This window comes from Pseudomonas sp. B14(2017), from assembly GCF_002113255.1.
Lineage (GTDB): Bacteria > Pseudomonadota > Gammaproteobacteria > Pseudomonadales > Pseudomonadaceae > Aquipseudomonas > Aquipseudomonas putida_Z.
Genome location: NZ_NEJY01000001.1, coordinates 294,212 through 320,325, shown reverse-complemented (window position 1 = coordinate 320,325; position 26,114 = coordinate 294,212). Strand labels below are relative to the sequence as shown.

The 26,114-nt window shown below is 66.4% G+C and carries 23 protein-coding genes; 6 read left to right on the top strand and 17 right to left on the bottom strand.

What is annotated here, in order from left to right; genetic code table 11:
* The first annotated feature begins 231 nt into the window (after positions 1-231).
* Positions 232-1,533: an MFS transporter gene (locus CAG34_RS01515; protein ID WP_025337910.1), complete on the top strand. Its 1,302-nt coding sequence runs from the start codon at positions 232-234 to the stop codon at positions 1,531-1,533.
* Between the two features lie 139 nt (positions 1,534-1,672).
* Here the strand turns inward: CAG34_RS01515 and purT are convergent, their stop codons facing one another.
* The 5 genes from purT to CAG34_RS01490 all read right to left on the bottom strand — a co-directional run bounded on the left by purT (position 1,673) and on the right by CAG34_RS01490 (position 4,963).
* A complete protein-coding gene (purT, locus tag CAG34_RS01510) occupies positions 1,673-2,854 on the bottom strand; it encodes a formate-dependent phosphoribosylglycinamide formyltransferase (RefSeq protein WP_025337909.1) in 1,182 nt (393 codons plus the stop codon).
* Between the two features lie 76 nt (positions 2,855-2,930).
* Positions 2,931-3,398 (bottom strand): VUT family protein, encoded by a 468-nt coding sequence (locus CAG34_RS01505; protein WP_003252131.1) that lies wholly within the window; start codon positions 3,396-3,398, stop codon positions 2,931-2,933.
* A 209-nt stretch (positions 3,399-3,607) separates the two neighbouring features.
* Complete coding sequence (locus CAG34_RS01500) at positions 3,608-3,802, bottom strand: DUF1289 domain-containing protein (protein ID WP_024086383.1); 195 nt, start codon at positions 3,800-3,802, stop codon at positions 3,608-3,610.
* Positions 3,795-4,319: a gamma carbonic anhydrase family protein gene (locus CAG34_RS01495; RefSeq protein WP_015269134.1), complete on the bottom strand. Its 525-nt coding sequence runs from the start codon at positions 4,317-4,319 to the stop codon at positions 3,795-3,797. The genes CAG34_RS01500 and CAG34_RS01495 overlap by 8 nt, the downstream gene beginning before the upstream one ends.
* A gap of 44 nt (positions 4,320-4,363) precedes the next feature.
* Complete coding sequence (locus CAG34_RS01490) at positions 4,364-4,963, bottom strand: CoA pyrophosphatase (protein WP_003252125.1); 600 nt, start codon at positions 4,961-4,963, stop codon at positions 4,364-4,366.
* A gap of 124 nt (positions 4,964-5,087) precedes the next feature.
* Between CAG34_RS01490 and CAG34_RS01485 the strand changes: the two genes are divergently transcribed.
* The 4 genes from CAG34_RS01485 to CAG34_RS01470 all read left to right on the top strand — a co-directional run bounded on the left by CAG34_RS01485 (position 5,088) and on the right by CAG34_RS01470 (position 12,610).
* On the top strand, positions 5,088-5,639 hold the full coding sequence (locus CAG34_RS01485) for an NUDIX hydrolase (RefSeq protein WP_085587598.1): 552 nt from the start codon (positions 5,088-5,090) through the stop codon (positions 5,637-5,639).
* A gap of 22 nt (positions 5,640-5,661) precedes the next feature.
* Complete coding sequence (locus tag CAG34_RS01480; RefSeq protein ID WP_025337906.1) at positions 5,662-6,216, top strand: murein L,D-transpeptidase family protein; 555 nt, start codon at positions 5,662-5,664, stop codon at positions 6,214-6,216.
* Between the two features lie 160 nt (positions 6,217-6,376).
* On the top strand, positions 6,377-8,059 hold the full coding sequence (locus CAG34_RS01475; protein WP_085587596.1) for a ShlB/FhaC/HecB family hemolysin secretion/activation protein: 1,683 nt from the start codon (positions 6,377-6,379) through the stop codon (positions 8,057-8,059).
* A gap of 27 nt (positions 8,060-8,086) precedes the next feature.
* Positions 8,087-12,610, top strand: a complete 4,524-nt coding sequence (locus CAG34_RS01470) for a hemagglutinin repeat-containing protein (RefSeq protein WP_085587593.1) — start codon at positions 8,087-8,089, stop codon at positions 12,608-12,610.
* A 207-nt stretch (positions 12,611-12,817) separates the two neighbouring features.
* On the opposite strand, the gene CAG34_RS01465 is transcribed toward CAG34_RS01470, so the two are convergent.
* From CAG34_RS01465 to CAG34_RS01395, 12 genes are all read right to left on the bottom strand, one after another.
* Positions 12,818-13,477: a general secretion pathway protein GspN gene (locus CAG34_RS01465; RefSeq protein ID WP_085587591.1), complete on the bottom strand. Its 660-nt coding sequence runs from the start codon at positions 13,475-13,477 to the stop codon at positions 12,818-12,820.
* The gene (gene gspM / locus CAG34_RS01460; RefSeq protein ID WP_085587589.1) at positions 13,474-13,860 is read right to left on the bottom strand and encodes a type II secretion system protein GspM; all 387 of its coding nucleotides are present in this window, start codon (positions 13,858-13,860) and stop codon (positions 13,474-13,476) included. The genes CAG34_RS01465 and gspM overlap by 4 nt, the downstream gene beginning before the upstream one ends.
* Entirely contained in the window at positions 13,857-14,933 is a 1,077-nt protein-coding gene (gene gspL, locus CAG34_RS01455) for a type II secretion system protein GspL (protein ID WP_085587694.1), read from the bottom strand. Before gspL ends, gspM begins: the two co-directional genes overlap by 4 nt.
* Positions 14,930-15,601: a prepilin-type N-terminal cleavage/methylation domain-containing protein gene (locus CAG34_RS01450; RefSeq protein WP_085587587.1), complete on the bottom strand. Its 672-nt coding sequence runs from the start codon at positions 15,599-15,601 to the stop codon at positions 14,930-14,932. Before CAG34_RS01450 ends, gspL begins: the two co-directional genes overlap by 4 nt.
* Before the next feature lie 459 nt (positions 15,602-16,060).
* Positions 16,061-16,429 (bottom strand): type II secretion system protein GspI, encoded by a 369-nt coding sequence (locus CAG34_RS01430; protein WP_015269126.1) that lies wholly within the window; start codon positions 16,427-16,429, stop codon positions 16,061-16,063.
* The gene (gspH, locus tag CAG34_RS01425; RefSeq protein ID WP_085587583.1) at positions 16,426-16,863 is read right to left on the bottom strand and encodes a type II secretion system minor pseudopilin GspH; all 438 of its coding nucleotides are present in this window, start codon (positions 16,861-16,863) and stop codon (positions 16,426-16,428) included. The genes CAG34_RS01430 and gspH overlap by 4 nt, the downstream gene beginning before the upstream one ends.
* Before the next feature lie 3 nt (positions 16,864-16,866).
* A complete protein-coding gene (gene gspG / locus CAG34_RS01420; protein WP_013971171.1) occupies positions 16,867-17,301 on the bottom strand; it encodes a type II secretion system major pseudopilin GspG in 435 nt (144 codons plus the stop codon).
* Between the two features lie 17 nt (positions 17,302-17,318).
* On the bottom strand, positions 17,319-18,521 hold the full coding sequence (gspF, locus tag CAG34_RS01415; RefSeq protein WP_025337899.1) for a type II secretion system inner membrane protein GspF: 1,203 nt from the start codon (positions 18,519-18,521) through the stop codon (positions 17,319-17,321).
* A 3-nt stretch (positions 18,522-18,524) separates the two neighbouring features.
* Positions 18,525-19,973: a GspE/PulE family protein gene (locus CAG34_RS01410; RefSeq protein ID WP_085587581.1), complete on the bottom strand. Its 1,449-nt coding sequence runs from the start codon at positions 19,971-19,973 to the stop codon at positions 18,525-18,527.
* Positions 19,973-21,736: a type II secretion system secretin GspD gene (gene gspD / locus CAG34_RS01405; protein WP_178080857.1), complete on the bottom strand. Its 1,764-nt coding sequence runs from the start codon at positions 21,734-21,736 to the stop codon at positions 19,973-19,975. Before gspD ends, CAG34_RS01410 begins: the two co-directional genes overlap by 1 nt.
* Before the next feature lie 3 nt (positions 21,737-21,739).
* Positions 21,740-22,165 carry a pilus assembly protein PilZ gene (locus CAG34_RS01400; protein ID WP_176240886.1) on the bottom strand — a complete coding sequence of 142 codons (426 nt, stop codon included), beginning with the start codon at positions 22,163-22,165 and terminating at the stop codon, positions 21,740-21,742.
* Positions 22,162-23,802: a lipoprotein UxpA gene (locus CAG34_RS01395; RefSeq protein ID WP_085587577.1), complete on the bottom strand. Its 1,641-nt coding sequence runs from the start codon at positions 23,800-23,802 to the stop codon at positions 22,162-22,164. Before CAG34_RS01395 ends, CAG34_RS01400 begins: the two co-directional genes overlap by 4 nt.
* 224 nt (positions 23,803-24,026) lie before the next feature.
* Here CAG34_RS01395 and CAG34_RS01390 point away from each other — a divergent pair, with 224 nt between their 5' ends.
* On the top strand, positions 24,027-26,102 hold the full coding sequence (locus CAG34_RS01390) for a PhoX family phosphatase (RefSeq protein WP_085587575.1): 2,076 nt from the start codon (positions 24,027-24,029) through the stop codon (positions 26,100-26,102).
* The last annotated feature ends 12 nt before the right edge of the window (positions 26,103-26,114 follow it).

The following is a 26,114-nucleotide window of genomic DNA, read 5'->3' as shown; positions in this document are numbered from 1 at the left end:
ACCCGCACCCGGCGCTCCACGGCCAGTCCGCTCCACTGACACGCCCTGCGGTCCTGCTTCAACACCCCGAACAGTGCCCGCCCCCGCCCCTATCCCCCTTGGGCTATCGTCAGTCGGGCGCACACAACAACAAAACGCTCCGGCGCCCGCGCCACCGTGCCTGCCCTTTTGCATTGCACGCCGCGGGGCTTATCCCAATGGAGCCGGACCAGACTGTCAGGGACCTATTCAATGACAACCAGCAGCACCTATGCCGAAGCGCCTGCCGCACCGGTCAACTCGCCCGCGCGGGTAGCCACCGCCAGCTTCATCGGCACCGCCATCGAGTTCTACGATTTCTACGTCTACGCCACTGCCGCCGCCCTGGTGATCGGCCCGGTGTTCTTCCCGTCCGGGTCAGGCACCGCGCAGATGCTGGCGGCCTTCCTCACCTTCGGTATCGCCTTCCTGGCGCGCCCGCTGGGCTCGGCACTGTTCGGCCACTTTGGCGACCGTATCGGCCGCAAGTCGACCCTGGTCGCCTCGCTGCTGCTGATGGGCGTGTCCACCACGGCCATCGGCGTGCTGCCGGGCTATGACAGCATTGGTGTATGGGCGCCGATCATCCTCTGCCTGTTGCGCTTTGGCCAAGGCCTGGGCCTGGGTGGCGAATGGGGTGGCGCGGCCTTGCTGGCCACCGAGAACGCGCCCGAAGGCAAGCGCGCCTGGTTCGGCATGTTCCCGCAATTGGGCCCGTCGATCGGCTTTTTGGCCGCCAACGGCCTGTTCCTGACCCTGGCCCTGGTGCTCAGCGACGAGCAGTTCCGCGAGTGGGGCTGGCGCATTCCGTTCCTGCTCAGCGCCGCGCTGGTACTGGTGGGCCTGTATGTGCGCCTGAAGCTTGAAGAAAGCCCGGTGTTCGCCAAGGCCGTCGCCCGCCACGAGCGGGTGAAAATGCCGGTGGTCGACCTGTTTTCCAGATACTGGCTGCCGACCCTGCTGGGCGCAGCGGCGATGGTGGTGTGCTACGCGCTGTTCTACATCTCCACGGTGTTCTCGTTGAGCTATGGCGTGACCACGCTGGGCTACAGCCGCGAGACGTTCCTTGGCCTGCTGTGCTTCGCGGTGGTGTTCATGGCCCTGGCCACACCACTGTCGGCCTGGCTCAGCGACCGCTACGGGCGCAAACCGGTGCTGATCGTCGGCGGCCTGCTGGCAGTGGCCTCGGGCTTTACCATGGAACCGCTGCTGACTTCGGGGTCGACCGCAGGTGTGGCGCTGTTCCTGGCCATCGAACTGTTCCTGATGGGCGTGACCTTTGCGCCGATGGGGGCACTGCTGCCTGAACTGTTCCCGACCCACGTGCGTTATACCGGCGCTTCGGCGGCATACAACCTGGGCGGCATCGTCGGCGCCTCGGCGGCACCGTTCTTTGCTCAGAAGCTGGTGAGCATGGGTGGGTTGAGCTGGGTGGGGGGTTATGTGTCGGTGGCGGCGGTGATCAGCTTGATTGCCGTGCTGTGCCTGAAAGAGACCCGCAATACCGAACTTTGAGAAAGCAGGGGCTGCTTTGCAGCCCATCGCCGGCAAGCCAGCTCCCACAAAGCCTCCACAGCCCTCAAGCCTTGTGGAGTCCCTGTGGGAGCTGGCTTGCCGGCGAAAGGGCCGCAACGCGGCCCCTTACGATCCCGGATCAGAACTCGACCTTGACCGCCTGCGAAGCACGGGTCGCCTTGGCACGCGCCGCTTCGACCGACTCGTCACGCGCCAGGCACACGCCCATGCGGCGGGTACCGTTGATTTCCGGCTTGCCGAACAGGCGAATGGCGGTATCCGGCTCGCTCAGCGCCGCACCCAGGTTGGCAAAGCTGGTCTGCTGCGACTGCCCCTCGGGCAAGATCACCGCCGAAGCCGAAGGGCCGAACTGGCGCACTACCGGAATCGGCAGGCCAAGAATGGCCCGGGCATGCAGGGCGAACTGCGACAGGTCCTGGGAAATCAGGGTCACCAGGCCGGTGTCATGCGGGCGTGGCGAGACTTCGCTGAACCACACCTGGTCGCCCTTCACGAACAGTTCCACGCCAAACAGGCCACGACCGCCCAAGGCATCGGTGACCGCCTTGGCCACCCGCTGCGACTCGGCCAGCGCCTTCGGGCTCATGGCCTGCGGCTGCCACGATTCCTGGTAGTCGCCCTTCTCCTGGCGGTGGCCGACAGGCTCGAGGAAGGTGGTGCCGCCAACGTGGCGCACGGTCAGCAGGGTGATTTCGTATTCGAAGTCGATGAAGCCCTCGACGATGACCCGGCCTTTGCCGGCGCGGCCGCCTTCCTGGGCGTAGTCCCACGACTTCTGCAGGTCGGCATCGCTGCGCAGCAGGCTCTGACCCTTGCCCGACGAGCTCATCACCGGCTTGACCACGCACGGGTAGCCAACATCGGCCACGGCCTTGGCGTAGTCTTCGTAGGTGTCGGCGAAGTGGTACGGCGAGGTTGGCAGGTCCAGCTCTTCGGCGGCCAGGCGGCGGATGCCTTCACGGTTCATGGTGAGCTGGGTGGCGCGGGCGGTCGGCACCACGTTGAAACCTTCGTTTTCCAGCTCGACCAAGGTGGCGGTGGCGATGGCTTCGATTTCAGGGACGATGTAGTGCGGCTTCTCGGCCTCGATCACCGCGCGCAGGGCCACGCCATCGAGCATGTTGACCACGTGGCTGCGGTGCGCCACCTGCATTGCCGGGGCATTGGCGTAGCGATCGACGGCGATCACTTCGACGCCCAGGCGCTGCAGCTCGATCACCACTTCCTTGCCCAGCTCGCCACAGCCGCAGAGCAGTACACGGGTCGCGGTGGGCGACAAGGGGGTTCCGATACGGGTCATTTCAGGTCCTCGAAGGCGTCCGGGGCCGCACCAGGCTTGGCGCCGCCCGCTGAAAAAGGACCGCTATTCTACACCATCAACCCGCCACGGCGGCCCGCCGGGCGCGAAATGCCATGGCCAGCCACACGGCGGTGACACCGGCGAATTTCGAGGCCATGGCGGTGCCGATCACGGCTGGGGTCAGGGCGCCGATCATGCCGAAGAAGATGAAGGTGTCCACCGGGATGCTCAGCGCCGAACTCAGCCACAAGCGGTCGCGCAGCGGCCGGCGGGTGATGCTGAACACCAGCCAGTCGATCAGTTCGGAAATGAAGAACGCGGTGGCGCTGGCCAGGGCGATGGCCGGTTCCGAAGTGACATAGGACAGCACCAGCGCCGCCAGCATGGCGACCAGGGCGCCATGGCCGAAGCGGGTCTGCACCATGTCGCGCAGGATGAACACCAGGCCGCCCCAGGCGGACCAGATGATGTCCAGGTGTGGCGCGCTGGAGAAGGCGTAGTTGATCAGCACTACGCTGCTGATGTAGGCAATCAGATAGAACATGGCGGGTAGTCTGTGGGCAAGCCGCACAGATTACCGCTGGCTGGTTCGCGGGTAAACCCGCAGGTACGGCACCAATCCATGCCTGGCGCACATCCTGTGGGAGCGGGCGGGCCCGCGAACACCGGCGAAGCCGGTGCCATGCACCGCGGTGTTTGCTTCGCGGCGGTTCGACGCCTCGACACGCCCGCTCCCACAGGGTACGCGTCAGCCTACAGGATGAGGCCGGCTTCTACTGCCCGCTCATGGCACAGCTTCAGCACCGCCCTGCGCTCGTCGTTGTCCATCCGCCCCCAGCGGCCGATCTCGGCCACGGTTCGCTGGCAACCGGTGCAGATATCCTGCTCGTCCAGCGCACAGATACTCACGCACGGCGAGGCCACCGGCCGCTCCACCACATCACTCATCGTCAACCACCAACTCCCGTGCATAACGCTGGGCATTGTGCACGTAATGCGCGGCGCTGGCTTCGAGCATGCGCTTCTGCTGTTCGGTCAGCTCGCGCACCACCTTGCCCGGCGAGCCCATCACCAGCGAACCGTCAGGGATCTCCTTGCCCTCTGCAATCAGCGCATTGGCGCCGATGATGCAATGCTTGCCGATGCGCGCTCCATTGAGGATCACCGCATTGATGCCTACCAGGCTGTAGTCGCCCACCGTGCAACCATGCAGCATGGCGTTGTGGCCAACGGTCACGCCCTTGCCCAGGGTCAGCGGCGAGCCCATGTCGGTGTGCATCACCGTGCCATCCTGCACGTTGCTGCCCTCACCAATGTCGATCAGCTCGTTGTCCCCGCGCAGCACCGCGCCAAACCACACGCTGGCATCGGCCTGCAGGCGCACCTTGCCGATCAGCGTGGCGTTGGGTGCGGCCCAACTGGTAGGGTGGCTCTCGACCCGCAGGTCGCCCAGGCGGTATTTCATGCTTGCTCCTCAGGCTGCAACGCAGACGACGGGGTTGGCCCCGCTCAGTTTTCGATGTAACGCTCAGGGGGCTGGTGCAGGCTGATGCCGGCATCGAACAGCAGGTTGACCAGTTCGACGATCATGATCGCCGACAACCCCCAGATCTTGTATTCGCCATAGCGATAGCTGGGCACATACCAGCTGCGCCCCTGGTAATCGATACGGTGGGTATGGTCGCGCGGGTCCTGGCGGAAGAATTCCAGCGGCACGGTGAATACTGCCGCGATCTCGGCATCATTGGCACGGTATTCGACAAAATCGGGGATAAGCCCGACGAATGGCGTCACTTTCAGGCCGTGCAGCGAAATCAGCGGGCTGAGTGGGCCGATCACTTCCACCAGGCCTGGCGGCAGGCCGATTTCTTCTTCCGCTTCACGCAGCGCGGTGAACACCAGGTCCGGGTCTTCCGGGTCGCGGCGGCCACCGGGAAAGGCCACTTCGCCGCCGTGGGTGGACAGGCCCTTGGCGCGCAGGGTCAGGACCAGTTCGGGCGCTTCGCTGCGGGTAATGGGCAAGAGGACCGCCGCTTCGGGGAACCGCCGGTCGGTTTCCAGTGATGCGGGTTGGTGGTTGCTCATTCGGCGAAGTAGCTCGTCCAGCATTGCGCACGCTCGTATCCAAGGCCTGCCTTGCATGATGCACCAAAGGCGCGAAGCACCCAAGCCCCGTGCGCTTGCGGCAGCACGGCCGGCGCGCCAAGATAGCCCAGAGCAAAAGGAACGACACATGAAATTCTGCAGCGCGTGCGGCCAGCCGGTCACTCAGCGGATCCCCGAGGGCGACAGCCGCCTGCGGTATGTCTGCGAGTCTTGCCAGACCATCCACTACCAGAACCCCAACATCGTCGCCGGCGTGTTGCCGACCTGGGGCAGCCAGGTGCTGCTGTGCCGGCGCGCCATCGAGCCACGCCGCGGTTTCTGGACCTTGCCTGCCGGTTTCATGGAAAACGGCGAAACCCTCGATCAGGCCGCCCGTCGCGAAACCGTCGAGGAGGCCTGCGCCCGGGTCGGCAGCATGAACCTGTACCAGCTGTTCGACTTGCCACACATCAACCAGGTGCACGTGTTCTTCCGCGCCGAACTGGCGGACCTTGATTTCGCGGTCGGTGTCGAAAGCCTGGAGGTGCGGCTGTTCGAGGAACATGAGATACCGTGGGGCGAGCTGGCTTTCCGCACCGTCACTCGCACACTAGAATGCTACTATCGCGATCGCATCGGGCAGCACTACCCCATAGGCCATGAATACCTGCCGCCGATGAACGTCTCGCCCATTACCTAGAAGCCTTCAGGGATACCGTTACATGCGCTGGTTGCTTGCCCTTTTCTGCCTTTGCGTTACCTCGGTGTCCCAGGCGGCCTTCACCGAGACCATCATCCGCAAGCCCCAGCCGGCAGCGCAAACCCCATCGCCTTCGCAGCAGGCCATGCAACCGCTGATCGACAAGGTACTGGTGATCAAGTCCGAGCGCCGCCTGCAGCTGATCAGCCGTGGCGAGCCGCTGAAAACCTACCGTATCTCGCTGGGCAAGCAGCCAAAGGGCGCCAAGGAGCGCGAAGGCGACAAGAAAACCCCCGAGGGCCTGTACTGGCTGGACTGGCGCAAGCAGAGCGACCGCTTCAACCTGGCCATGCACATCAATTACCCGAACATCACCGATGCCGCCCGTGCCACCCGCGAAGGGGTGAGCGCCGGCAGCATGATCATGATCCATGGCACGCCGATCAACGACGAGTATCCGGAGTGGTACTTCCACACCCTGGACTGGACGGACGGCTGTATTGCCATGCGTAACCGCGACATGCAGGAAGTGTGGGACCTGGTGCGGGATGGCACGTTGATCGAAATTCGGCCCTGATAGCGGGCCTTTCAACTGATGCTGTAGGAAGCTTCCCACCTCCAGGCAAGAACGCGCCTTACAAGCGCTTAGGCCGGGTACTGCATCCAGGCGAACCCCTTAGTTTTTAGCATCCACGCAGACGAGTACGAAATCCGTACATCATTTGCGGGGTGCTTCAATGCCGTTCCACATTCACCGCGCCACCTGCTGGGCGCTCACCTGCTGCCTGTCCGGTTTGCTGGCCGCGCCCCAGGCGCTGGCCGACGACCCCGCCAGCCAGCAACTGCGCGATCAGCAGCGCGGGCTGCAACAGCTGGAACAGCAACAGCGGCTGGAACGCTGGCAGCGCCAGCCCGCCCCGGCTGAAAGCCACGACACCACCGCCCCCCTCCCGCACGACCAGCGCTGCTGGGCCATCACCGGCGTACGCGTGGCCGGCAACCGCAAGCTTTCCGACTCGGCGCTAACGCCAACCCTTCGCAGGTTCATCACCCCGTGCATGGGCATTGCGGAAATCAACGGGCTGCTGAAAGCCATCACCCAGCGCTATGTGCAAGCCGGATACCCAACCAGCCGGCCTTACCTGCAGCAACCGCCACAAGACGGCACACCACTGAACCTGGTCATCGTCGAGGGGTTCGTCGAGTCCATAGAAATGGCCGGCCCCGAATTGCCCCTGTCCCTCCCCGGCGCCTTTCCCGGCCTGCTCGGGCAGCCACTGTACCTGCCAGCCCTGGAGCAAGGCCTCGACCAGCTCAACCGCCTGCGCGCTTATGACCTGTCCGCAGAATTGCTGCCCGGCGAACTGCAGGGCGGCACCCGGGTTGTCGTGCAGCCGCGCAAGGTGGCCTCGCGCGGGCACCTGGACAGCCGCTTCGACAACCGCGGCAGCGACCTGACCGGGCGTCATCGCCTGAACCTCGGCTTCGGCCTGGACAGCCCGCTGGGCCTCAATGATGACCTGCGCCTGTCGCTGAACGGCACGGTGCTCGATGCGCCCGGGCAAAGCCAAGGCATCTCGCTGTACTACAGCATCCCCTACGGCGCCTGGACCTTCGCGCTCAGCGCCAGCGAGCTGCGCTACGAGGCGCCGCTCCCCCACAGCCGCCAGATAGCCGACGGCAGTAGCAGCTACCAGGGCCTGAGCGTCGAGCGGGTGCTGTGGCGCAACCAGCAAGGCATGCTCAGCGCCAGCGCCCGGCTGGACCGCAAGCAAATGGTCAACCGCAGCGCTGGCGCGGTGATCGTCCAGCAGAGCCCCACCCTGGTCTCCGTGGAGGCGGGTATCAACCTGCTTTGGCTCCAGGGAGGCCTGTGGAATGGCTACCTCGGTGTCGCCCAGGGTATCGACGCCTTCGGCGCTGACCGCTCACCGCTGGGGGCGGAACGCCTGCGCCCGGATTTTCGCAAGTACCGCGCCAACCTGCTGCACCTGCGCCAGGGCCCGGCCAGCCGCCCATGGCGCTGGCAGAGCGAGCTGGCTCTGCAATTCAGCAATGACCCACTACCCGCCGTCGAGCAGTTGCTGGTCAGCGACGATTCGGCCGTGCGCGGGTTTCGCCTGCGTACCTACTCCGGTGCCAGCAGCGCCGCCTGGCGCAACACCGTCAGTCAGCCGCTGCCGGAGGGCTGGACCGCTCCCCTGCAAGTACGCCCCTACATCGGCCTGGACCTGGGCTGGACCCGCACTGCCGAAGGCAAGCCTTCACAACGCCTTGCCGGGGCCACCGCCGGTGCCGAACTGAGCCTGCCCGGCAGCCACCTGCGCCTGGGCTACCAACGCGCGCTGTACGCCAGCGACCTGCCCCGCCCGCTGCTGGAACCTGGCTTCTGGGTAGTGGAACTGGCCCTGAACATCTGATTCACCCACAACAAAGAGAACGAGAACATGCAAACACTCTCGCAGTCGTCTTCCCGCCCAGATACCTTGCGCTGGGCCATCTTCCTCGCCCTGCTCGGGCCCGGCGCCGCACTGGCCCAGGGCGGCCTGACCGCAACCAGCGGCCCCGGCGGCACACCGGTCATCAACGACGGCCACGGCGTCCCGGTCATCGATATTGTCGCGCCAAACACCAACGGGCTGTCGCACAACCAGTTCCTCGATTACAACGTCGACCGCTCCGGGGTGGTGCTGAACAATGCCACCCAGTCCGGGCAGTCGGAGCTGGCCGGTGCCCTGGCGGCCAACCCGCAATTCCAGGGCCAGGCCGCCTCGACCATCCTCAACGAGGTGGTCAGCCGCAACGCCTCGCTGATCGAAGGGCCGCAGGAAATCTTCGGCCGCCCGGCCGACTACATCCTGGCCAACCCCAATGGCATCACCCTCAACGGCGGCAGTTTCATCAACACCACACGCGCCGGCTTCGTGGTGGGCAGCCCCCAGTTCGAGGGCCAGCAACTGAAGTACCTCGACACGCTGAACGCCAGCGGTACCCTGCAAGTGCTCGAGGGCGGCCAGCGAAACCCCAACGGCGCCCTCGAGCTGATCGCCCCGCGCGTGGACGGCAAAGGGCTGCTGATGGCGCGCAACTCCATCGATATCATCGTCGGTCGCAACCGCATCGACAGCACCAGCGGCGAAATTGTCGAACACCTGCCCGCCAACCCGTCCAGCATCGATGCCAGCCTGTTCGGCGCCATGCGCGCCGGGCGCATTCGCGTGGTGAGCACCGCAGAAGGTGCCGGTGTGCGTGTGGGGGCATCGCAGCTGCTGGGTATCGACGGGGTCGACATCCAGTCGGCCGGCGCCCTGCAGGTCAGCGGCAAGGCCGACAACCCCGTCGAACTGCACAGCGAACAGGGCGATCTGCGGCTGACCGCTGCCGATGACCTGACCCTTGAAACCGTCGATGGGCAAGCTCGGCGAATCGAGGCCAAGGCCGGCAAGAAGCTCACGCTGGATGCCACGACCCGCGAGAACATCGAGCGCGACAGCGACAGCTGGAACAAGAAATTCCTGTTCGTCACCCGCGAAACCTACAACCGCGAAACCACCACCACCCAGCAGCAGCAACAGGGCAGCAGCTTGCAAGGCAAGGACGGCGTGCTGCTGCAATCCGCTGACGACATGCGCCTGGTGGCTGCCAAGGTGGATGCTGGCAATGAGCTGACCCTCGACAGCGGCGCCAACCTGGCCATCGCTGCCGGCATCGACAGCCAGCAAACCGAAGAGCAGGTTCGCCACCGCAAGGACTTGTGGCGCGGTGACAGCGATACCGACCAGTACAAGGAAACCGCGCAAGGCAGTGCGCTCCAGGCCCAGCGCATGACACTGAAGGCCAAGAATACCGTCGATGTGCAGGGCAGCAGCCTGCACAGCCGCGGCGACATGGCGATCGAAGCCAAGGACGCAACCATCGGTACCACCGCCCTGCAGGAGCGCGGTACCCGGCGCGACTATCGCGGCGACCTGGTATCCGGCACCTTCTTTGGCGACCGCAAGGGTAACGACAGCGAAGGCCAGGCCGTTGCCGGCAGCAGTGTCACGGCGGATGGCAAGCTGGCCGTGGTAGCTGACCAGGTTGCCATCAAGGGCAGTACCGTGCACGGCAAGAAGGACGCGGTGCTCTACAGCACAAAAGGTGCACTGGCCATCGAAGCCGACCATGGCCGCACCACCTCCACCGACCGTACCAGCGACAGCAAGCTGTTCGGCCTGATTGGCAGCGACCACGAGAACACCGAGCGTACGCAACAGGTACTTACCAGCGACGTCAGCTCGGCCACCAATCTGCGCCTGGCCAGCGCCGAGGAAATGCGCATCCAGGGCGCCAAGGTCGCAGCGGGCGGGCACCTGCAGGTAGAGGCCAAGGGCGACCTGCTGATTACCAGCGCGCAAGCGGTTGACGAGCGCGAAACCCGCAACCAGCAACGTGGTTTCACCGCCAGCGCCAAGCAGACCCAGGAGGCCGAGGATGGCAAGCCCGAGTCCCGCCAGTACTCGGCCGGCATTGCCTATGACGTCGCCACCACCAGCAGCAAGCAGCACACCACCAGCCAGGTCGCCAGTGAGCTAGAGGGCGCGTCGGTGAGCCTTGGCAGCGGGGCCCACCTGCAAGTCAACGGTTCCACGGTGAAGGCTGCCGCAGGCGACCTCGATATGCAGGCCCAAAAGGTGACCCTGGGGGCAACCCGCAACGACCGCGACAAAACCACCAGCACCACCAACAGTGGCGGCGGCCTGACGGTGACCGGTGGCATCGACCGGCTGGGCAGCTTGTTCGAAGGCCATCACAACCGCCAGGTGCAGACCGAACGCGACAGCAAGGTGCAACGCAGCACATTGCAGGCCAGCGGCGACCTGAAGCTGAATGGCGATGAACTGGTCACAGAGGCCGCAAGCGTCAGGGCCGGCAACACCCTGCAGGTAACGGCCAAACGCATCGACAACCGCGCGGTGCAGGATACCGAGGAACGTGAACAAAGCCGTGACGACTGGTCGGGCAGCCTCGGCGCCAGTGTCGAGTACCGCGACCTTACCCGCCCCATCGAACGCCTGGTGCTGGGCGAAGAAGCCGCGCGCTTCCAGCAAGCCTCCCCCGAAGACGCCATGGCGCCGCCCAGCGTTGGCGCCGACATGACCGTGGAACACCTCAAGCGCCTGGAAAACCAGCGCCGCGGCTTTGCCCAGGTGAGCGAGTTGGCCGGGGCCAAGGTCGAAGTCAAGGCCGACACCATCACCGACCAGGGCACCGCCTGGCGCGCCAACGCCGGCAAGCTGCAGATCGAGGCCCGACAACACCAGATGCAGGCGGCCGAGAACACCCAGGAAAATACCGTGCAACGCCTGGCCTACGGCGGCGATGTGCGCCTGGACACCAGCACCGGCGAAGACCTGAATGCACGCGCCGCCGGCAAAGGCGGCTCGCTGGACAAGAAGGACAGCACCAGCAGCGCCGTACCCGGCAGCCTGTATGGGCAACAGGGCATCCAGGTGCAACTGGGCAGCTCTGGCCATTATGAAGGTACGCGCATCGATGGCGGTGAAGGCAGCGTGGTCATCAGCAGTGCCGGTTCGCTGACATTGCCACAGGCAAACGACCAGACCGAACAGCAGTCACGCCAGCTCGACGGCAATGCCTGGGCCAAGGTCGGTAACCGCCCGGGCAGCACCGGCGTTGATGGCCGGGGCTACCTCGACCACGGCCAGAACCAGAGCACACAGCGCAAGGCCCAGGTGGCGCAGATCGACGCCAAGGGCCAGGTACAGCTGAGCAGTGGCGGCGACCTGTTGCTCGAAGGCACCCGCATTGGCAGCCGTGAGGCCAAGACCGGCGACATTCAACTGCAAAGCGGTGGTCGGCTGCAGGTCAAGGCGGCCAGCGATACCCAGAACGCTACCGGCGCCAAGATGGGCGGCGGCGTGGAGCTGGCGGTCAAGGCTGGCAACACCAAGGGCGGTGCCATCGGCGGCCACTTCAGCCACGGCAAGCAGGACGAAGAGGCACGCCAGGCGGTGAATGCCCTGTTCGCCAGCAACGGCACAGTGACCCTGGGCAGCAGCGCCCGCGAGGATATCGCCCTGCACCTTGAAGGTCTGCAGGCCTCGGCCGAACAGATAACCCTCGACGCATCGAATGGCGGCATGCTGGTGGAAGCGTCCTCCAGCCGGGAGCGACGTGACAACCTCGACATCACCGCCGGGGCCGGCTTCGACATGGCCAAGGGCGCGCTCGACACCCGCGGCCTGCATGGCCGCCTCAAGGTGGAGCTCGACAAGCGCGACAACCTCACCTGGAACGCCAGCGACCTGCGCGCCGAGCGCATCGACCTGCAAAGCCGTGGCGATACCCGCCTCGAAGGCGTCACCCTGGAGACGGGGCGTATCGATGGAGTGATCGACGGCGACCTGCGCATCGCCAGCCGCAAGGACAACGTCAATACCCTGAGCGTGAAAGGCGATGCCCGGCTGAGCCAGGAGAAAAACCCGCGAGGCTACGTCAACGCGGCCACTTCGGTGGCAGGGCCGCTGGGGAGCAAGGTGAATGAAAAAGCTGGCTCCGCCCTGAGCAAGGCAGACCCGGGGCTCTCGCCTACCTTCAGCCTCGACGTGTCGCACGCGCAGCGCGACAGCGTAGGCCAGCAGACCACGCTCAAAGGTAGCGACGGTATCGACCTGCAGGTTGGTGGCAACGCTCACGTGGTGGGGGCACGCTTGCAGTCGGCCAAAGGCGATGTGGTGCTCGACGCCAACTCGGTTACCCGCGAAACACTGAGCGGTAACGACTACCGCCGGGATGTGTCGATCGATGCGTCCAACTCACCGGTGGACCTGGGCACGGCGGTGGCCGAGCTGGCCAAGGGCAAGGGTGCGGCGGATGGGGAAAATGCACTGGACCTGGGGTTGTTGAGGACCAGTGGGCACAATCGCAGTGAGCAGTGGGCTTCGAGTGTGCAGGGCAAGAAAAACTGAAGCAGGCGCCGCGCTGGAGGGCACGGGCTTCGTGCCCTCTATTAGAGTTGATTGGTTGTAGGAGCGGCCTTGTGTCGCGAAAGGGCTGCAAAGCAGCCCCCGGGTTTCAGCGCATATGCACAAATTGCTGGGGCTGCTTTGCAGCCCTTTCGCGACACAAGGCCGCTCCTACACACGCCGAGCCAGCTTGCCGGCGGTAACACCTGTCTACCAGCGCAGATCCCGCTGCCCTGCCAGCGCCTGCGGCCCAAGCCACTGCACCCCACGCAGCAAAGGCGTCAGCGCCGCCTCCGGCTGCAACTCGACGACCACCTGCGCCCGTCGCGCGGGCAGGTCGACATCCACGGCCAATTCATGCTGCCCCTGCTGCGCCAGCTGCCCGCGCAGGTGCCAGCCGCTGCGGCAGTCCATTTCCAGCCAGCCCTGCCCCAGGCCCAGTGACCAGGGCTCGCTCAGGGCAAGATCGGTTACCGTCATGCGGCCTTCGCTGGCACGGCATTGCCGCCCTGCCCCCTGCACCCGCAACGTGCCCTGCCACTGGCCGACCAAGCGGTAGTCCGTCGCCACCGTCGCCTGGGCCCCCATGGCCGTCGCCTCCAGCCGCCAGCCCCATGGCCAGCCATCGGCGCGCAGCTGCCAGGCCTGGCCCTGGAAGCCGAGCTGCGCGTTCGCCTGCAAGCGCCAGGGCTGCACCGCCCAACGCAATGGCCCGACCGGCCCCAGTTGCTGCGCCTGGCCTTGCCACAGGCTGCCGCTGACCTCACGCGCTGGCAGGCCTATCCCGCGCACCACCCAACTGGCCGGCAGCTCCACCAGCAATGTCACGGCGAAAACCAGCAGCACCCACGCCACACTTCTTCGGCTCATGGCCGCACCACCAGGTCGAAGCGCAATCTCTTTTCATGCTGTTCCAGCCCCCACTGCAATGGCTGTACGCCTTCTGCACGCAGGGTCTGCAACCAGCCCTGCAGCACTCGCTCGTCGGCCACCTGCCCCCGCAGTTGCCAGGTCTTGCCCTGCGCATCGACCTCGGCCAGTTCGATCTGCCGCGCCTGGGCCGACTGTCGGAGCCGCTCCAGGTTCAACCCCGGGCCGCCTTGCAGACTGGCGGCCTGTTCGGCCAGCCCGCGCCACTGGCTGAGCTCGCGCCATTGCGCAAGGCCTGTGCGCAGGGCCAGGAAGGCCAGCAACAGGGCAATCAGTGCCCAGGCGAACTTCAAGCGATGACGCTGTATCCAGCCCCGGTTCATGAGGCTGCCCCCAGGTCGAACACCACTTGGCCGTCCTGCACCTGGACAGTGGCCCCGGCGGCTGTCGCCATGTCGCTCCATGGCGGCGAACCGCCCTCGCCCTCCAGCTGCAAGTGCCAGCGCTGGCCATCGAAGCGCACCGCTTGCAGGCGCCAGCCGGGGTGGTCACGCAGCCAGGCCTGCAACGCCGCCTGCAGGTCTTCGAGCTGGCGCGTGCGCAGCTGCTGTTGCAATTCACTTTCGCGCAGGCGCTTGAGGGCCTGCGCGGCGTGCCGGGGGCTGGCCTGCTCACCGGTCACGGCGATGACCTGGCTGCGCCAGAGTTGCGCCTGGGCCCACTGCTTGCTCAACCACAGCCCGCCCCAGACGGTAGCCAGTACCAGACAGGCCGCGAGCAGCCGTTGCTGCGGCCGGGACACCACCGGCAGCGAGCGCACCTTGCGGGTACGCTCGAACAGGCCGGGCAATGAATCGAGCGGTGCCAGCGTACTGGGCCAGTCGCCGCTCAGCGGAACCTTTTGCAGCTCCGCCCACGGTTGTTGTGGCATCTCGCCCAGTGCATCCGGCCAGGCCAGCCAGTGCTCCTGCCTGTCTTCGGCCAGCCCTTTGTACAAATACATGCCGGGTGTGCGCTGCCATTGCCAGGCATGTCCCGACTCGGGGGGCGGCAGCAGCTGTAGTTCTGCCCAGCAACGTGCCACCTGCAAGCCCCATTCGGCGCACTGCCCGCGCCAGTCCTCCAGTTGCTGACGGGCCACTACCAGTAACCGAAGATGGCCGCGCTCGCGGGCCAGGCAGGCGCATGTCACCTCGTCGATGGCCTGCAGCAATCGGTCTTCGAGCAACAACGGCCATTCTTCACGCTTGAGCCCCGGCGGTGCCGGCACGCGGAAGTAGCTGCAGGCCTCGGCAGGCAGGATCAACGCCACACGGGCCTGCAAGTTCGCCGGGGGCTCGCCCTGCCCATGGCGTTGCACAAGGCCGCCCTCGGCCAGCGCCCAGTGCCAGACAACGCCCGGTCGCAGCAACAACCACGACTGGGCCGGGCTACGCCGCCGCCATTCAAACTTCATGAGCGCCCCCACGGGAGGGCGAAGGTGCAGACATAGGGTGCTCCGTCACGCTGCAGTTCCAGACGCACGCCACGGCCGGGGTGCGCAGGTTGGTCGGAAGGCCAGGCCAGCCAGCGGCCGCCCTGGTAATAAAGAACATTCATGGCGCTGACCCGGTCGAGCCGCTCGCGCTGGACCCAGCGTGGGGTGGCGGCGGCATAGAGATCGGCCGAGCTTTCCAGCAGCAGGCGTTGCTCGCGGGCCTCGAAGCGCAGGCGCTGGCGCTGCAGGCGCGAGCCGCCCTCGGCTTCCGGCATGCCGGTGATGGCGACCCAGAGCAACTGGTTGCTTGCCGGTTGCCAGTCCAGCCAGCGGCTGGCCAAGGGCAGGCGCTGGTCGTAGACACGGCGCATTACCGGGCTATCGAAGCGACGCTCCAAGGCCAGGCAGAAATCCAGCACCGAGGTTTCCTGGGTGGTGACCTGCAGGCGCTCGCGAACCTTGAGCCAGCCGTTGACCAGGGCGGCGAGCATGATGCCGAGCACAGCAGTGAGTGCCAGGGCGACCATCAGCTCGATCAGGGTAAGGCCGGCCTGGCGGTGCTTGCTCGGCAGGGTCCAAGGCTGACGGGTATGCGCCCTCCCTGTGGGAGCGGGCGCGCCCGCGAACACCGGCGAAGCCGGTGCCATGCACCGAGTCGCCTGCTTCGCGGGCATGCCCGCTCCCACAGGGACCGCGCAAGCTTCACAATCTCTGTAACTCATGGCCGCTCCAGGGGCAGGCCGGCCTGGCGCTGCTTCACAGGCTGGATACAGGGCTGACGGGTATGCGCCCTCCCTGTGGGAGCGGGTTCACCCGCGAACACCGGCGAAGCCGGTGCCATACACCGAGTCGCCTGCTTCGCGGGCATGCCCGCTCCCACAGGGACCGCGCAAGCTTCACAATCTCTGTAACTCATGGCCGCTCCAGGGGCAGGCCGGCCTGTCGCTGCTTCACAGGCTGGATACTGGGCTGACGGGTATACGCCCGCCCTGTGGGAGCGGGCGCGCCCGCGAACACCGGCGAAGCCGGTGCCATACACCGAGTCGCCTGCTTCGCAGGCATGCCCGCTCCCACAGGGGCCGCGCAAGCTTCACGGTTTCTGTAACTCATGGCCGCTCCAGGAACACGGTGTACTGGCCAAGCGGCAGGCGCTGGTCGCGGTCGGCGAACAGCAGCAGCTCGCCGCGGCGCAGGTCGCGTACGCCGGTGCGGCGCAGCTGCAGTTGCCAGTGGCAGCGCTGGCCGCCCTGGCTCAGTTCACCGCCAACCTGGTTTTCAGCTGGCCAGTACTGCTCTACGGCAAAGCGGGTTTGCAGTTCTCGCGCGCATAGCAGGCCAAGGCGGTGTTGCTGCAGGTTGTCCTGCACCGCCAGGCGCTGGCGCAAAACCTGGCTGGTGATCACCGCCAGCACCGCAGCGATCGCCAGGGCCACGGTCACCTCCAGCAGGGTAAAGCCACGCTGATGCCGCTTCATGGGGCGACCACCACCTGCAAGCGGCCATCGCGGCTCCAGGCCCATTGCTGGCTGCCATCAGCCCAGCGCCAGCGCACGTTGCCCGGTTGCGCCCAGCCATGCGGGGTGAACAACAGGCGCGGCTGTGGGCTGGCCGGCCAGTCCGGGCGCAGCCCCTTGGGCCAGTCACCAAGGGCAACTGCTTCGACCACCCAGCCATTACCCTCGCGCCGGACGAACTCCGGGCGCTGGCCATTCCAGCGCAGCCCGCGCAGCTGCCCGGCATGCCGGGCCAGCGCGGCCTGCGCCCGGGTCTCGCTCGCCAGCCGTTGCAGCGCCTGGTCGACACTGGCCTGGCTGTTGCCGAACCCGGCCACCGCCAATCCGGTCATCAGCCCGGCGATGGCCAGCACCACCAGCAATTCGATCAGGCTGAAGCCCCGCTGACGACGCACCCGTTACAGCTCCCAGTTACCCAGGTCGGCATCCTGGCCTTCGCCGCCCGGCAGGCCGTCGGCGCCCAGCGAGTACACGTCGACCCGGCCATGCTCGCCGGGCATGCGGTACTGGTACGGGGTGCCCCACGGGTCTTCCGGCAGGCGGCGCACGTAGCCGTCGCTGCGCCAGGCCCGTGGCAGCGGTTCCTGGGCCGGCTTTTTCACCAGCGCGGCCAGGCCCTGCTCGCTACTGGGGAAGCGCAGGTTGTCCAGGCGGTACATGTCCAGCGCCTGCTCCAGGGTGGCCAGGTCGGCCATCACTTTCTGCTTCATGGCCTTGTCCTGGTTGCCCAGCACGCTGGGCGCGACCACGGCGATCAGCAGGCCGATGATGAAGATCACCACCATGATTTCCATGAGGGTGAAACCGCGCTGGCGGTTACGTCGATGCTGCATGGCAGTACTCCTTGTCGTCACAGTTGCAGGCCCTGGTTGAGTTGCATGATCGGCAACAGCACCGCCAGCACGATGAACAGCACCACGGCGCCCATCACCAGGATCATCAGGGGTTCGAACAGCGCCATGGCAGTATCGACCTGGCGGGCGAAGCCGCGCTCCTGGTCGTCGGCCACGCGCTCGAGCATGTCGGCCAAAGTGCCGCTGGCTTCGCCGCTGCCGACCATGTTCACCAGCAGCGGCGGGAACTGCTGGCTGGCATCCAGCGCGCGATGCAGGCTGGTGCCGCCCTGCACCTGCTGGCGCACCTGCTCCATGGCCAGGCGGATACGCCGGTTGCCGACGGTTTCGGTGGCCACTTGCAGGGCTTCGAGCAGGGCCACGCCGCTGCCGCTGAGGATTGCCAGGCTGCGTGCCAGGCGCGCGCTTTCCAGCACCTGAAGCAGGCTGCCGATATGTGGCAGGCGTAGCAGCAACTGGTCGCGGCGCAGGCACCAGTGCGGCTTGCGCAGCAACCAGCCGCCGAGCGCGCCGAGCAACAGGGCCAGCCCCAAAAGCCAGGGCCCGGCCTGCACCAGCCCTTGGCTCAGGCCGATCAGCAGCGATGTAATGAGCGGCAGGCTTTGCCCGGCATGGGCGAATTGTTCGGTGAGCTTGGGTACGACGAAGGTCATCAGGCCTACCACCACGGCAAGCGACACCCCCATCAACACGGCGGGGTAGATCAGCGCGGTACGTGCCTTGTGCTGCTGTCGTTGAACCTGCTCCAGGTGGTCGGCGAGGCGGGTCAGCACCTGGGCCAGGCGGCCGGACCGCTCGCCGGCCTCGACCAGCGCGCAGTACAGGCCGGTAAACGGTGCCCCCTGACGTGCCAGGCTGCGAGCCAGGCCCAGGCCTTCGGCCAACGAGCCGCGCAAGGCCACCAGCACACCGTGCAGGGCGGGCTGGCGCAGTTGCCGTTCCAGGGTTGCCAGGGCGTCGACCAGAGGGATGCCAGCACCGGTCAGGGTGGCCAGCTGACGAGTCAGTTCGCACAGCTGGGCGCGGCTCAGGCGCTGGCGCCGGGGTTGCCGGGTGCCGGCTTCGTGACGCTGCAAGCGGCGGGCGAACAAGCCCTGCTCACGCAACAACTGACGGGCATGACGTTCGCTGTCGGCCTGCAAGCTGGCCTTGTGGGTCTTGCCGGCGAGGTCGACGGCCTGGTAGCGATAGGTCGGCATGGCTCAGCCCTGCACCACGCGCAGTACTTCGGCCAGGCTGGTCTCGCCACGGGCCAGGCAGTCGCTGGCCATCGCCACCAGGCTCTGCCGGCGTCCGGCCAGGTAGTCCTGCATGGCCAGTTCACTGGCGCCGTCGTACAACAGGCCGATCAGCCCGGCATCCAGCTCGATGAATTCATACAGGCCTAGGCGCCCGACATACCCGCTGCTCTGGCACTGCTCGCAGCCCACCGCGTGGTAGCTGCTGCGCAGCGCCGCCAGCTCGGGCCACAGGTCGCGTTCCGCCGGCTGCAGCGGGTGCGCCACGGCGCAACTGCACAGGCGCCGCACCAGGCGCTGGGCCAGTACGCCGCGCAGGCACGAGGCGATCAGGAACGGTTCGATGCCCATGTCGCGCAGGCGGGTCACCGCGCCCACCGCACTGTTGGTGTGCAGCGTGGACAACACCAGGTGGCCGGTGAGGCTGGCTTGCACGGCGATCTGCGCGGTCTCCTGGTCACGGATTTCGCCGAGCATGATCACGTCCGGGTCCTGGCGCAGGATGGCGCGCAGGCCGCTGGCAAAGGTCAGCCCGGCACGCGGGTTGATGGCGGTCTGGCCGATGCCGGCGATAGCGTATTCCACCGGGTCCTCGACCGTGAGGATGTTGCGGCTGCCGTCGTTGAGGCTGTTGAGGCTGGCATACAGGGTCGTGGTCTTGCCCGAACCGGTCGGCCCCGTGGACAGCACGATGCCGTTGGGCCGCGCCAGGCAACTGCGCAGGCCCTGCAACACCGCCGCCGGCATGCCCAGGTTGCCCAGCGCCAGCAGGCTGGCTTGCTTGTCGAGCACGCGCATCACCACCCGTTCGCCGTGGATGCCGGGCAGTGTCGAGACCCGCACATCCACTTCGCGCCCCGCCGCACGCAGGGTGATGCGGCCATCCTGTGGCTGGCGCTTTTCGGCGATGTCCAGACGGGCCATGACCTTGATCCGCGACACCAGCATGGCCGACAGCGCACGCGGTGGGCGCAACACTTCGCGCAGGTGGCCATCGACCCGCAGGCGCACCACCAGGCTCTGCTCGAAGGTTTCTATGTGGATGTCCGAGGCACGCAGGCGCAGGGCCTGGCCGAACAGGCCGTTGATCAGGCGGATCACCGGGGCTTCGTCGTCGCTTTCCAGCAGGTCCTCGATGCGCGGCATTTCGCTCATCAGGCTGTCCAGGTCGACCTGGTCGCCGATGCCTTCGATCAGCGCCTCGGTGGCAGCATCGCCGGCCTGGTACAGCTGGCCGAGGCGTTCGTCGAACAGTGCAGGCTCCAGGTATTCGAGCAGGCTGGGCTGGCCGTGCACGCGCAGCAGCTCCTGCAATTGGGCGCTATCGGCGTCGTGCCGCAACCATAGCTGCCAGCCCTGCTCCGCAGGGGCCATGGCCACCCCGCTCTGCCGTGCCTGGCGATAAGGCAGCATCACCAGTCACCGCCTTCCAGCCGTGCGCGGCTGGAGGGGAACACCTGCAGCAACGGCGTAGCGTTTTGCGCATCCGCAAGGTCGGGCAACTGCAGCGGTGTGGTCTGCTGCAAGGTGCGGTACTTGTCTTCACTGAGCCCGGCCAGGCTCGGCCCATCACGCAGGATGCGCGGGCGGATGAACACCATCAGGTTCTGCTTGGTGTTCTTGGTGGCGTCGGAGCGGAACAGCCGGCCCAGGTAAGGGATATCGCCAAGCAGCGGCACGCGCTGGTCGCTGGTGCTCAGTTCGTCGCTGATCAGGCCGCCAAGGATCACCAGGCCGTTGTCCTCGACCATGACCTTGGTCTTGATCTCGCGCTTGTTGGTGATCACGTCGCTGGCAGCTGTAGACTCGGCAATCGACGACACTTCCTGGACAATGTCCAGCCGTACGCTGTTGTCGATGTTGATCTGCGGCTTGATGCGCAGCTTCACTCCGACTTCCTTGCGCTCGATGGTCTGGTACGGGTTGGCGTTGCTCTGCGTCACCGATCCAGTGACGAAGGGCACTTCCTGGCCGACCAGGATCGACGCCTCGGCGTTGTCCAGGGTCAGCAGGGTGGGCGTGGACAGCAGGTTGAAGCCGCTCTTGCCCTTCAGCGCGTTGACCAGCATGGCGAAGTTGAAGCCGCCGCCGAAATGGCCAATACCCGCCATGGCGCCGGTGGTGCTGGACAGCAAATCGCCAAGGGCCTCGTTGTCGCCGCTGGCAGCGGCCCCGCCGATGCTGGCGATGTTTACCCCGTTGCTGCCGAAATTGACGATGCCGGCACCGAACTTCTCGTCAGCGAACAGCCACTGCACGCCCAGTTCCTGGGCGCTGCTGTCGGACACCTCGGCGATGATCGCTTCCACCACTACCTGGGCACGGCGGATGTCCAGCTGCTCGACGATGGCGCGGTAGGCGGCCAGCTCGCTGTCGGGGCCGACCATGACCACGGCGTTGGTGCCTTCTTCGTATTCCAGGCGGATGCCCGAGCCACCGGCGACAGGCACTACGGGCCTGTCCTTGCCCTCTGCTTCGCCCGCACCTTCAGAGGGCGCCATGCCTTCCTGGCTGAGCCCGCGCAACACCTTGACCACTTCGCCAGCATTGGCATGGCGCAGGTAGATGACCTGGGTACTGCCGCTGCCTGGTGCGTCCTGGGGGCGGTCGAGCTGGCGCAGCAAGCTGGCGATACGTTCCAGGTTGCTGCGCCAGTCGGTAACTACCAACTGGTGCGCCGCCGGATAAGGTGTGATCACACCGACCCGTGGGTCGATCAGGGGTTTGAGAATGCCCAGCACCTGCTCGCTGGCGGCGTTGCGCACATTGAATACCCGCGTGGCCACGCTGTCGCTGCCTTCCCCCTGCTGCCCTCCCGCCTCCACCGGCACCGGCTCCAGGCGAGCGGCCTGGTCGGGAACGATCTTCACGCTGCCGTTGGGCAGGTCGACAGTGGCGTAGCCCTGGGCGCGCAGCTGGGCCAGGAAGATGTCGTAGATGGCATCGGCGTCGTGCAGGTCGACGGTGCGCACGGTGACCTTGCCCTTGACCCGGGGGTCGACGATGAAGGTGGTGCCGGTGATGCGCGACACGCTGTCGATGAACTCGCCCAGTTCGGTGTCGACGAAGTTCACCTCGTACATCGGCGTACCGTTGTCGTCGAATACTGGCTCTTCAGCACAGGCCATGGACAGGGCCAGGCTCAGCGCGGCCGCCACGCAATATCTAACAGGCATCGTTCATCCTTGCCGCTTGAAGCCGGTCACGGCGGGGCGTGGCGGCCAGGGCAGGCGTTCACGCCGCCCCTGGTTGTTGAAAATCAGGCCATCGCTGTCGATGTCCTGCAGCACGATCCCTGGTGCCAGGCGCTGGCCGCGGGCCAAGGTGCGCACCTGCTCGCCATAGCGCAGCACCACCACGCTGGAGGCCAGCGGCTGGGCCTTGAGGCCACCCAGGTATTGCAATGGCAGGCGGGTGATGGCAATGGCACCGTCGTCGACGGGTACCTGCCAATGGCCGACCATCAAGCCAGGCAGCGGCTTGTCGGGCGCGGCGGGCGCAGTGGCCGGTTGCGGCTGGCGGCCCAGTTGCAGCACGCACTGGGCGGCCAGCCAGCCGGCCAGGGTCAGGCCAGCGCCAGTCAGCAGGCGCGAGGCGAGCATCACGAGGCCAGTTGCCTTGGGTGCCAGCCCGGGTGCCCCTGCACATAGCGCACTTCGGGCAGTTGCAGCGGCGCCAGTTGCCAGTCGCTCGCCTGGCGGGCGAGCCAGGCTTCGACCCGTTGCCACAGCGGCTCGCCGGCCTGGGTTTCGAATTGCAGGCCAAAGGTGCGGCACAGGCCCTGCACCGGTTCCAGGCCACTGATGCGCTTGCCTTGCGGGCTGTAGCTGACACGCCAGGCCTGGCCCTGCCAGCGCGGCAGGTCCTGGCTGTTGTCCAGCAGCAGCGGGTCACCGAACAGTTGCTCCGCGGCGTTTTCCAACACTTGCTCGACCTGCCGGGCCGGCGCTTCGACCACCGGTGCCGGGTAGCCACCGGTGAGGCTGATCAGGTGTTCGCGGGTAATGGCCGCCCCGGCGGGCAGCGGGTAGTCGTAACGCAGGCCCGGCAGCAACACCGGCATGCTGCTGTCGTCGGCCAGGGCCTGATGCAGCAGGCGATCCCAGCTGCCGCCTCGGGTATCGCGGCGCCACAGCGCCTGGGGCGCGCGGGCCAGCGGTTGATCGAGCCAGGCCGCGTGGCCGGCGCGCTGCTGGCGCAATTCTGCCTGTAATGCCCCGACACGCTGTTGCGCGGCGGGTGCCAGCTGTTGCTCAAAGGCCGGGAAGAAACGCCCGTTGAACTGCCACAGCCCGGCCACGCGCTGACAGCGCAGGCGGAAGGCGCCGCTGCCCCGGCAACCGGCGAACAGCACCGGCACGCGGCGGCCGCTGGCCTGGCTCACCTCGACCGGCGCCGGCCACAGGTCCTGGCCGCGGGCGCACAGCAGCACGTCGATCTGCGGCACCCGCTCGGCCAGCCACAGACCCGGCCCGGTACCGACATCGGCCATGGCCACCACCAGGTCGGCCTCGCGCCGGGCTTGTTCGAACACCGGCTGCAATGACTGGTACCACTGTTTAAGGGAGGCTTTCTGGTCCTGGGCGTAGGGGTCGGTCACGCCGACCACGGCAATACGTGCACCGCCGCGTTCGAAGACGTGCAAGGCTTCCAGGCCCAACGCCCGGCGTTGCGTGTCTGCCAGCCCGGCGCCCAGGGTAACGGCGCCAGCCTGGCGATACAGCGCCGGGCTGCGCTGTGGCCACAGTACGCGCTCGTCGCTGCTGACCCGCGCTTCGCTGCCCAGCAGTTGGCTGCCCTGCAGGCCGCTTTCGCCCTGGGTCAGGTAGGCCAGGCCACTGCCATTCCAGCCCTGGCCGTTTTCCAGGGTCAGGCTGTTGCCCGCCCCAGCCTCGCCGCGCAGCTGCTCGAGCAACGCCGCCAGCACCGCATAGCCGCCCAGCTGGGCAGATGCAGCCTGGCTGGCATCGAGCAGTGGCGCCAATTGCGGGTAGGCGATGCTGGCACTGCTGCCGGTCATCCATGGGGCGCGGCCCAGGTGGCTGACCGGCCCCAGGCGGGTGGCCGGCACCACCGCCTGGCCAGGCTGGCGGGCATCGAGGGTATCGGCCACATACAGCAGGTCGAGGCTGGCGTTGCCGCCCTGCTGCCCAGGGAAGGCGGAGCAGGCGCCGAGCAACGGAGCCAAAGCACCGATACCCATCCAGCCGATCACTTCGCGCCTGTGCACACTGCTTGCCATCGAACCCGCCATCCTTATCCATGTTCATTCAGGGCCCCGGATGTTGCGGCGTTGGCATTACAGTTTGATGGCAGAAATCCGACAGCCATTCCAAAGTGATCTGTACAGCACGCTTCTAAGAGCGAGTTGTTTTAAAACCCCCTTAACATTTCTGCCAATGAATCATCATATTTGCGCACTAAAGTCGCGGTTTCCTCTAACTCAGCCAACATAAGGACACCCTGATGAGTCGAGATACCGGCGACAACCTGGACCGGAACCAAAGCGGCAACCTGCCGATGGCCAACGTCATGGACGCCTACCTGAGCCGCCGCAGCGTGATGCGCGGCAGCCTGGGCGCCGCCATCGCCATGATTGCCGGTACCGGCCTGACAGGCTGCTTCGACGGTGGTGGTTCCGATCACGATGATCCGGTCACCGAGCCGCCGGTCACCGAGCCACCCGTGACTGAGCCGGAAGTGCCGAAACTGGCACTGGGCTTCCAGTCCATCCCGGGCTCGCGCACCGACGCCTGCGTGGTTGCCGCCGGCTACAGCGCCTACGTGCTGGCGCCCTGGGGCACGCCGATCAACAGCAACGGCAACCCGTGGAAGTCCGACGGCAGCAACACCTCGACCGACCAGGCCAACGCCATGGGCATGCACCATGACGGCATGCACTTCTTCCCCATCAATGGCAGCTCCGAAGACGGCCTGCTGGCGATCAACTTCGAGTACATCGACACCGCCGCCCTGCACCCGGCCGGCCCGACCACCGATGTGAACGGCAAGCGCCCGGTCGAGGAAGTGCGCAAGGAAATCAACGCCCACGGCGCCGGCGTGGTGCGCCTGCAGAAAATCGGCGGCCGCTGGCAGGTGGTCGACAACGACCCGCTCAACCGCCGCTTCACTACCGCCTCGCGCATGGAAATCACCGGCCCGCTGCGGGGTACCGAACACGTCAAGACCAAGTACTCCACCGCTGGCACCCACTGCCGCGGCACCAACAACAACTGCGGCAACGGCTACACCCCGTGGGGCACCTACCTGACCTGTGAAGAGAACTGGCCAGGCATCTTCGTCAACAAGGGCACCCGCCCCGAAGACCAGCGCCGCATTGGCGTGGGCACCTCCAGCGGCCAGTACAAGTGGGAAACCGCGGCCGGTGACAGCAGCGAAGTGGCCGACGAATTCGCCCGTTTCGACGTCACCGTCAAAGGCGCCAGCGCCACCGACGACTACCGCAACGAAGCCAGCACCTACGGCTATATCGTCGAAATCGATCCGTACAACAGCAACACCCTGGCCACCAAGCGCACGGCGCTGGGCCGCTTCCGCCACGAAGGCTGCGCCCCGGGCCTGCCCGTCGCCGGCAAGCCGCTGGTGTGGTACATGGGTGACGACTCGAACAACGAGTACCTGTACAAGTGGGTGTCCACCGCGGTGTGGGACGCCGCCGACGCCAACCCGGCCGACCGCCTGGCCACCGGTGCCAAGTACCTCGACCAGGGCAAGCTCTACGTGGCCCGCTTCAATGCCGACGGCACTGGCGTATGGCTGCTGCTGGACGTGGCCACCGCCACCACTGGCGGCAGCACTTTGGGCGCACTGTATGGCGACCTGCCGGGCATCATCCTCAACACCCGTGGTGCTGGCGATGCCGTGGGCGCAACGCCGATGGACCGCCCGGAATGGACCACGGTCAACCCGCTCAACGGCGACGTGTACCTGACCCTGACCAACAACAGCGCGCGCACACCAGAAAAGGTCGATGCAGCCAACCCACGCGGCCCGAACCGTCACGGCCACATCATCCGCTGGCACGACAGCGACGACCAGCTGAGCTTCACCTGGGACATCTTCGTGTTCGGCGCCAACGCTGCCGGCACTGCCGACATCAATCGCTCCGGCCTGACCGAACTGAACCAGTTCGCCAGCCCGGACGGCATGAGTTTCGATAGCCGTGGCGTGCTGTGGTTCGAGACCGACAACGGCGAGAGCACCGTGACCGACTACACCAACGACCAGCTGCTGGCAGTGATCCCCACCAACCTGGTGGATGCCAGCGGCAAGCAGGTGCCGGTGAACGCACAGAACCAGGTGGACCTGCGCCGCTTCTTCGTCGGGCCGAATGGCTGCGAAGTGACCGGGATTACCTTTACCCCGGACAACAAGACGCTGTTCGTCAACATCCAGCACCCGGATAACTGGCCGTATACCGACAAGGCCACCGATGCCACCCCGGCAGGTGCCACGGTAAGGCCGCGGGCTGCGACGGTGGTGATCCAGCGTATCGATGGCGGGGAGATCGGCACCGCCTGATCGATCTGCGCA

What these genes read in the sequence shown, in the direction of transcription:
- CAG34_RS01515 (WP_025337910.1), top strand. Translation starts at nt 232, where the DNA reads ATGACAACCAGCAGCACCTATGCCGAAGCGCCTGCCGCACCGGTCAAC.
- purT (WP_025337909.1), bottom strand. Translation starts at nt 2,854, where the DNA reads ATGACCCGTATCGGAACCCCCTTGTCGCCCACCGCGACCCGTGTACTG.
- CAG34_RS01505 (WP_003252131.1), bottom strand. Translation starts at nt 3,398, where the DNA reads ATGTTCTATCTGATTGCCTACATCAGCAGCGTAGTGCTGATCAACTAC.
- CAG34_RS01500 (WP_024086383.1), bottom strand. Translation starts at nt 3,802, where the DNA reads ATGAGTGATGTGGTGGAGCGGCCGGTGGCCTCGCCGTGCGTGAGTATC.
- CAG34_RS01495 (WP_015269134.1), bottom strand. Translation starts at nt 4,319, where the DNA reads ATGAAATACCGCCTGGGCGACCTGCGGGTCGAGAGCCACCCTACCAGT.
- CAG34_RS01490 (WP_003252125.1), bottom strand. Translation starts at nt 4,963, where the DNA reads ATGCTGGACGAGCTACTTCGCCGAATGAGCAACCACCAACCCGCATCA.
- CAG34_RS01485 (WP_085587598.1), top strand. Translation starts at nt 5,088, where the DNA reads ATGAAATTCTGCAGCGCGTGCGGCCAGCCGGTCACTCAGCGGATCCCC.
- CAG34_RS01480 (WP_025337906.1), top strand. Translation starts at nt 5,662, where the DNA reads ATGCGCTGGTTGCTTGCCCTTTTCTGCCTTTGCGTTACCTCGGTGTCC.
- CAG34_RS01475 (WP_085587596.1), top strand. Translation starts at nt 6,377, where the DNA reads ATGCCGTTCCACATTCACCGCGCCACCTGCTGGGCGCTCACCTGCTGC.
- CAG34_RS01470 (WP_085587593.1), top strand. Translation starts at nt 8,087, where the DNA reads ATGCAAACACTCTCGCAGTCGTCTTCCCGCCCAGATACCTTGCGCTGG.
- CAG34_RS01465 (WP_085587591.1), bottom strand. Translation starts at nt 13,477, where the DNA reads ATGAGCCGAAGAAGTGTGGCGTGGGTGCTGCTGGTTTTCGCCGTGACA.
- gspM (WP_085587589.1), bottom strand. Translation starts at nt 13,860, where the DNA reads ATGAACCGGGGCTGGATACAGCGTCATCGCTTGAAGTTCGCCTGGGCA.
- gspL (WP_085587694.1), bottom strand. Translation starts at nt 14,933, where the DNA reads ATGAAGTTTGAATGGCGGCGGCGTAGCCCGGCCCAGTCGTGGTTGTTG.
- CAG34_RS01450 (WP_085587587.1), bottom strand. Translation starts at nt 15,601, where the DNA reads ATGGCACCGGCTTCGCCGGTGTTCGCGGGCGCGCCCGCTCCCACAGGG.
- CAG34_RS01430 (WP_015269126.1), bottom strand. Translation starts at nt 16,429, where the DNA reads ATGAAGCGGCATCAGCGTGGCTTTACCCTGCTGGAGGTGACCGTGGCC.
- gspG (WP_013971171.1), bottom strand. Translation starts at nt 17,301, where the DNA reads ATGCAGCATCGACGTAACCGCCAGCGCGGTTTCACCCTCATGGAAATC.
- gspF (WP_025337899.1), bottom strand. Translation starts at nt 18,521, where the DNA reads ATGCCGACCTATCGCTACCAGGCCGTCGACCTCGCCGGCAAGACCCAC.
- CAG34_RS01410 (WP_085587581.1), bottom strand. Translation starts at nt 19,973, where the DNA reads ATGCTGCCTTATCGCCAGGCACGGCAGAGCGGGGTGGCCATGGCCCCT.
- gspD (WP_178080857.1), bottom strand. Translation starts at nt 21,736, where the DNA reads ATGCCTGTTAGATATTGCGTGGCGGCCGCGCTGAGCCTGGCCCTGTCC.
- CAG34_RS01395 (WP_085587577.1), bottom strand. Translation starts at nt 23,802, where the DNA reads ATGGCAAGCAGTGTGCACAGGCGCGAAGTGATCGGCTGGATGGGTATC.
- CAG34_RS01390 (WP_085587575.1), top strand. Translation starts at nt 24,027, where the DNA reads ATGAGTCGAGATACCGGCGACAACCTGGACCGGAACCAAAGCGGCAAC.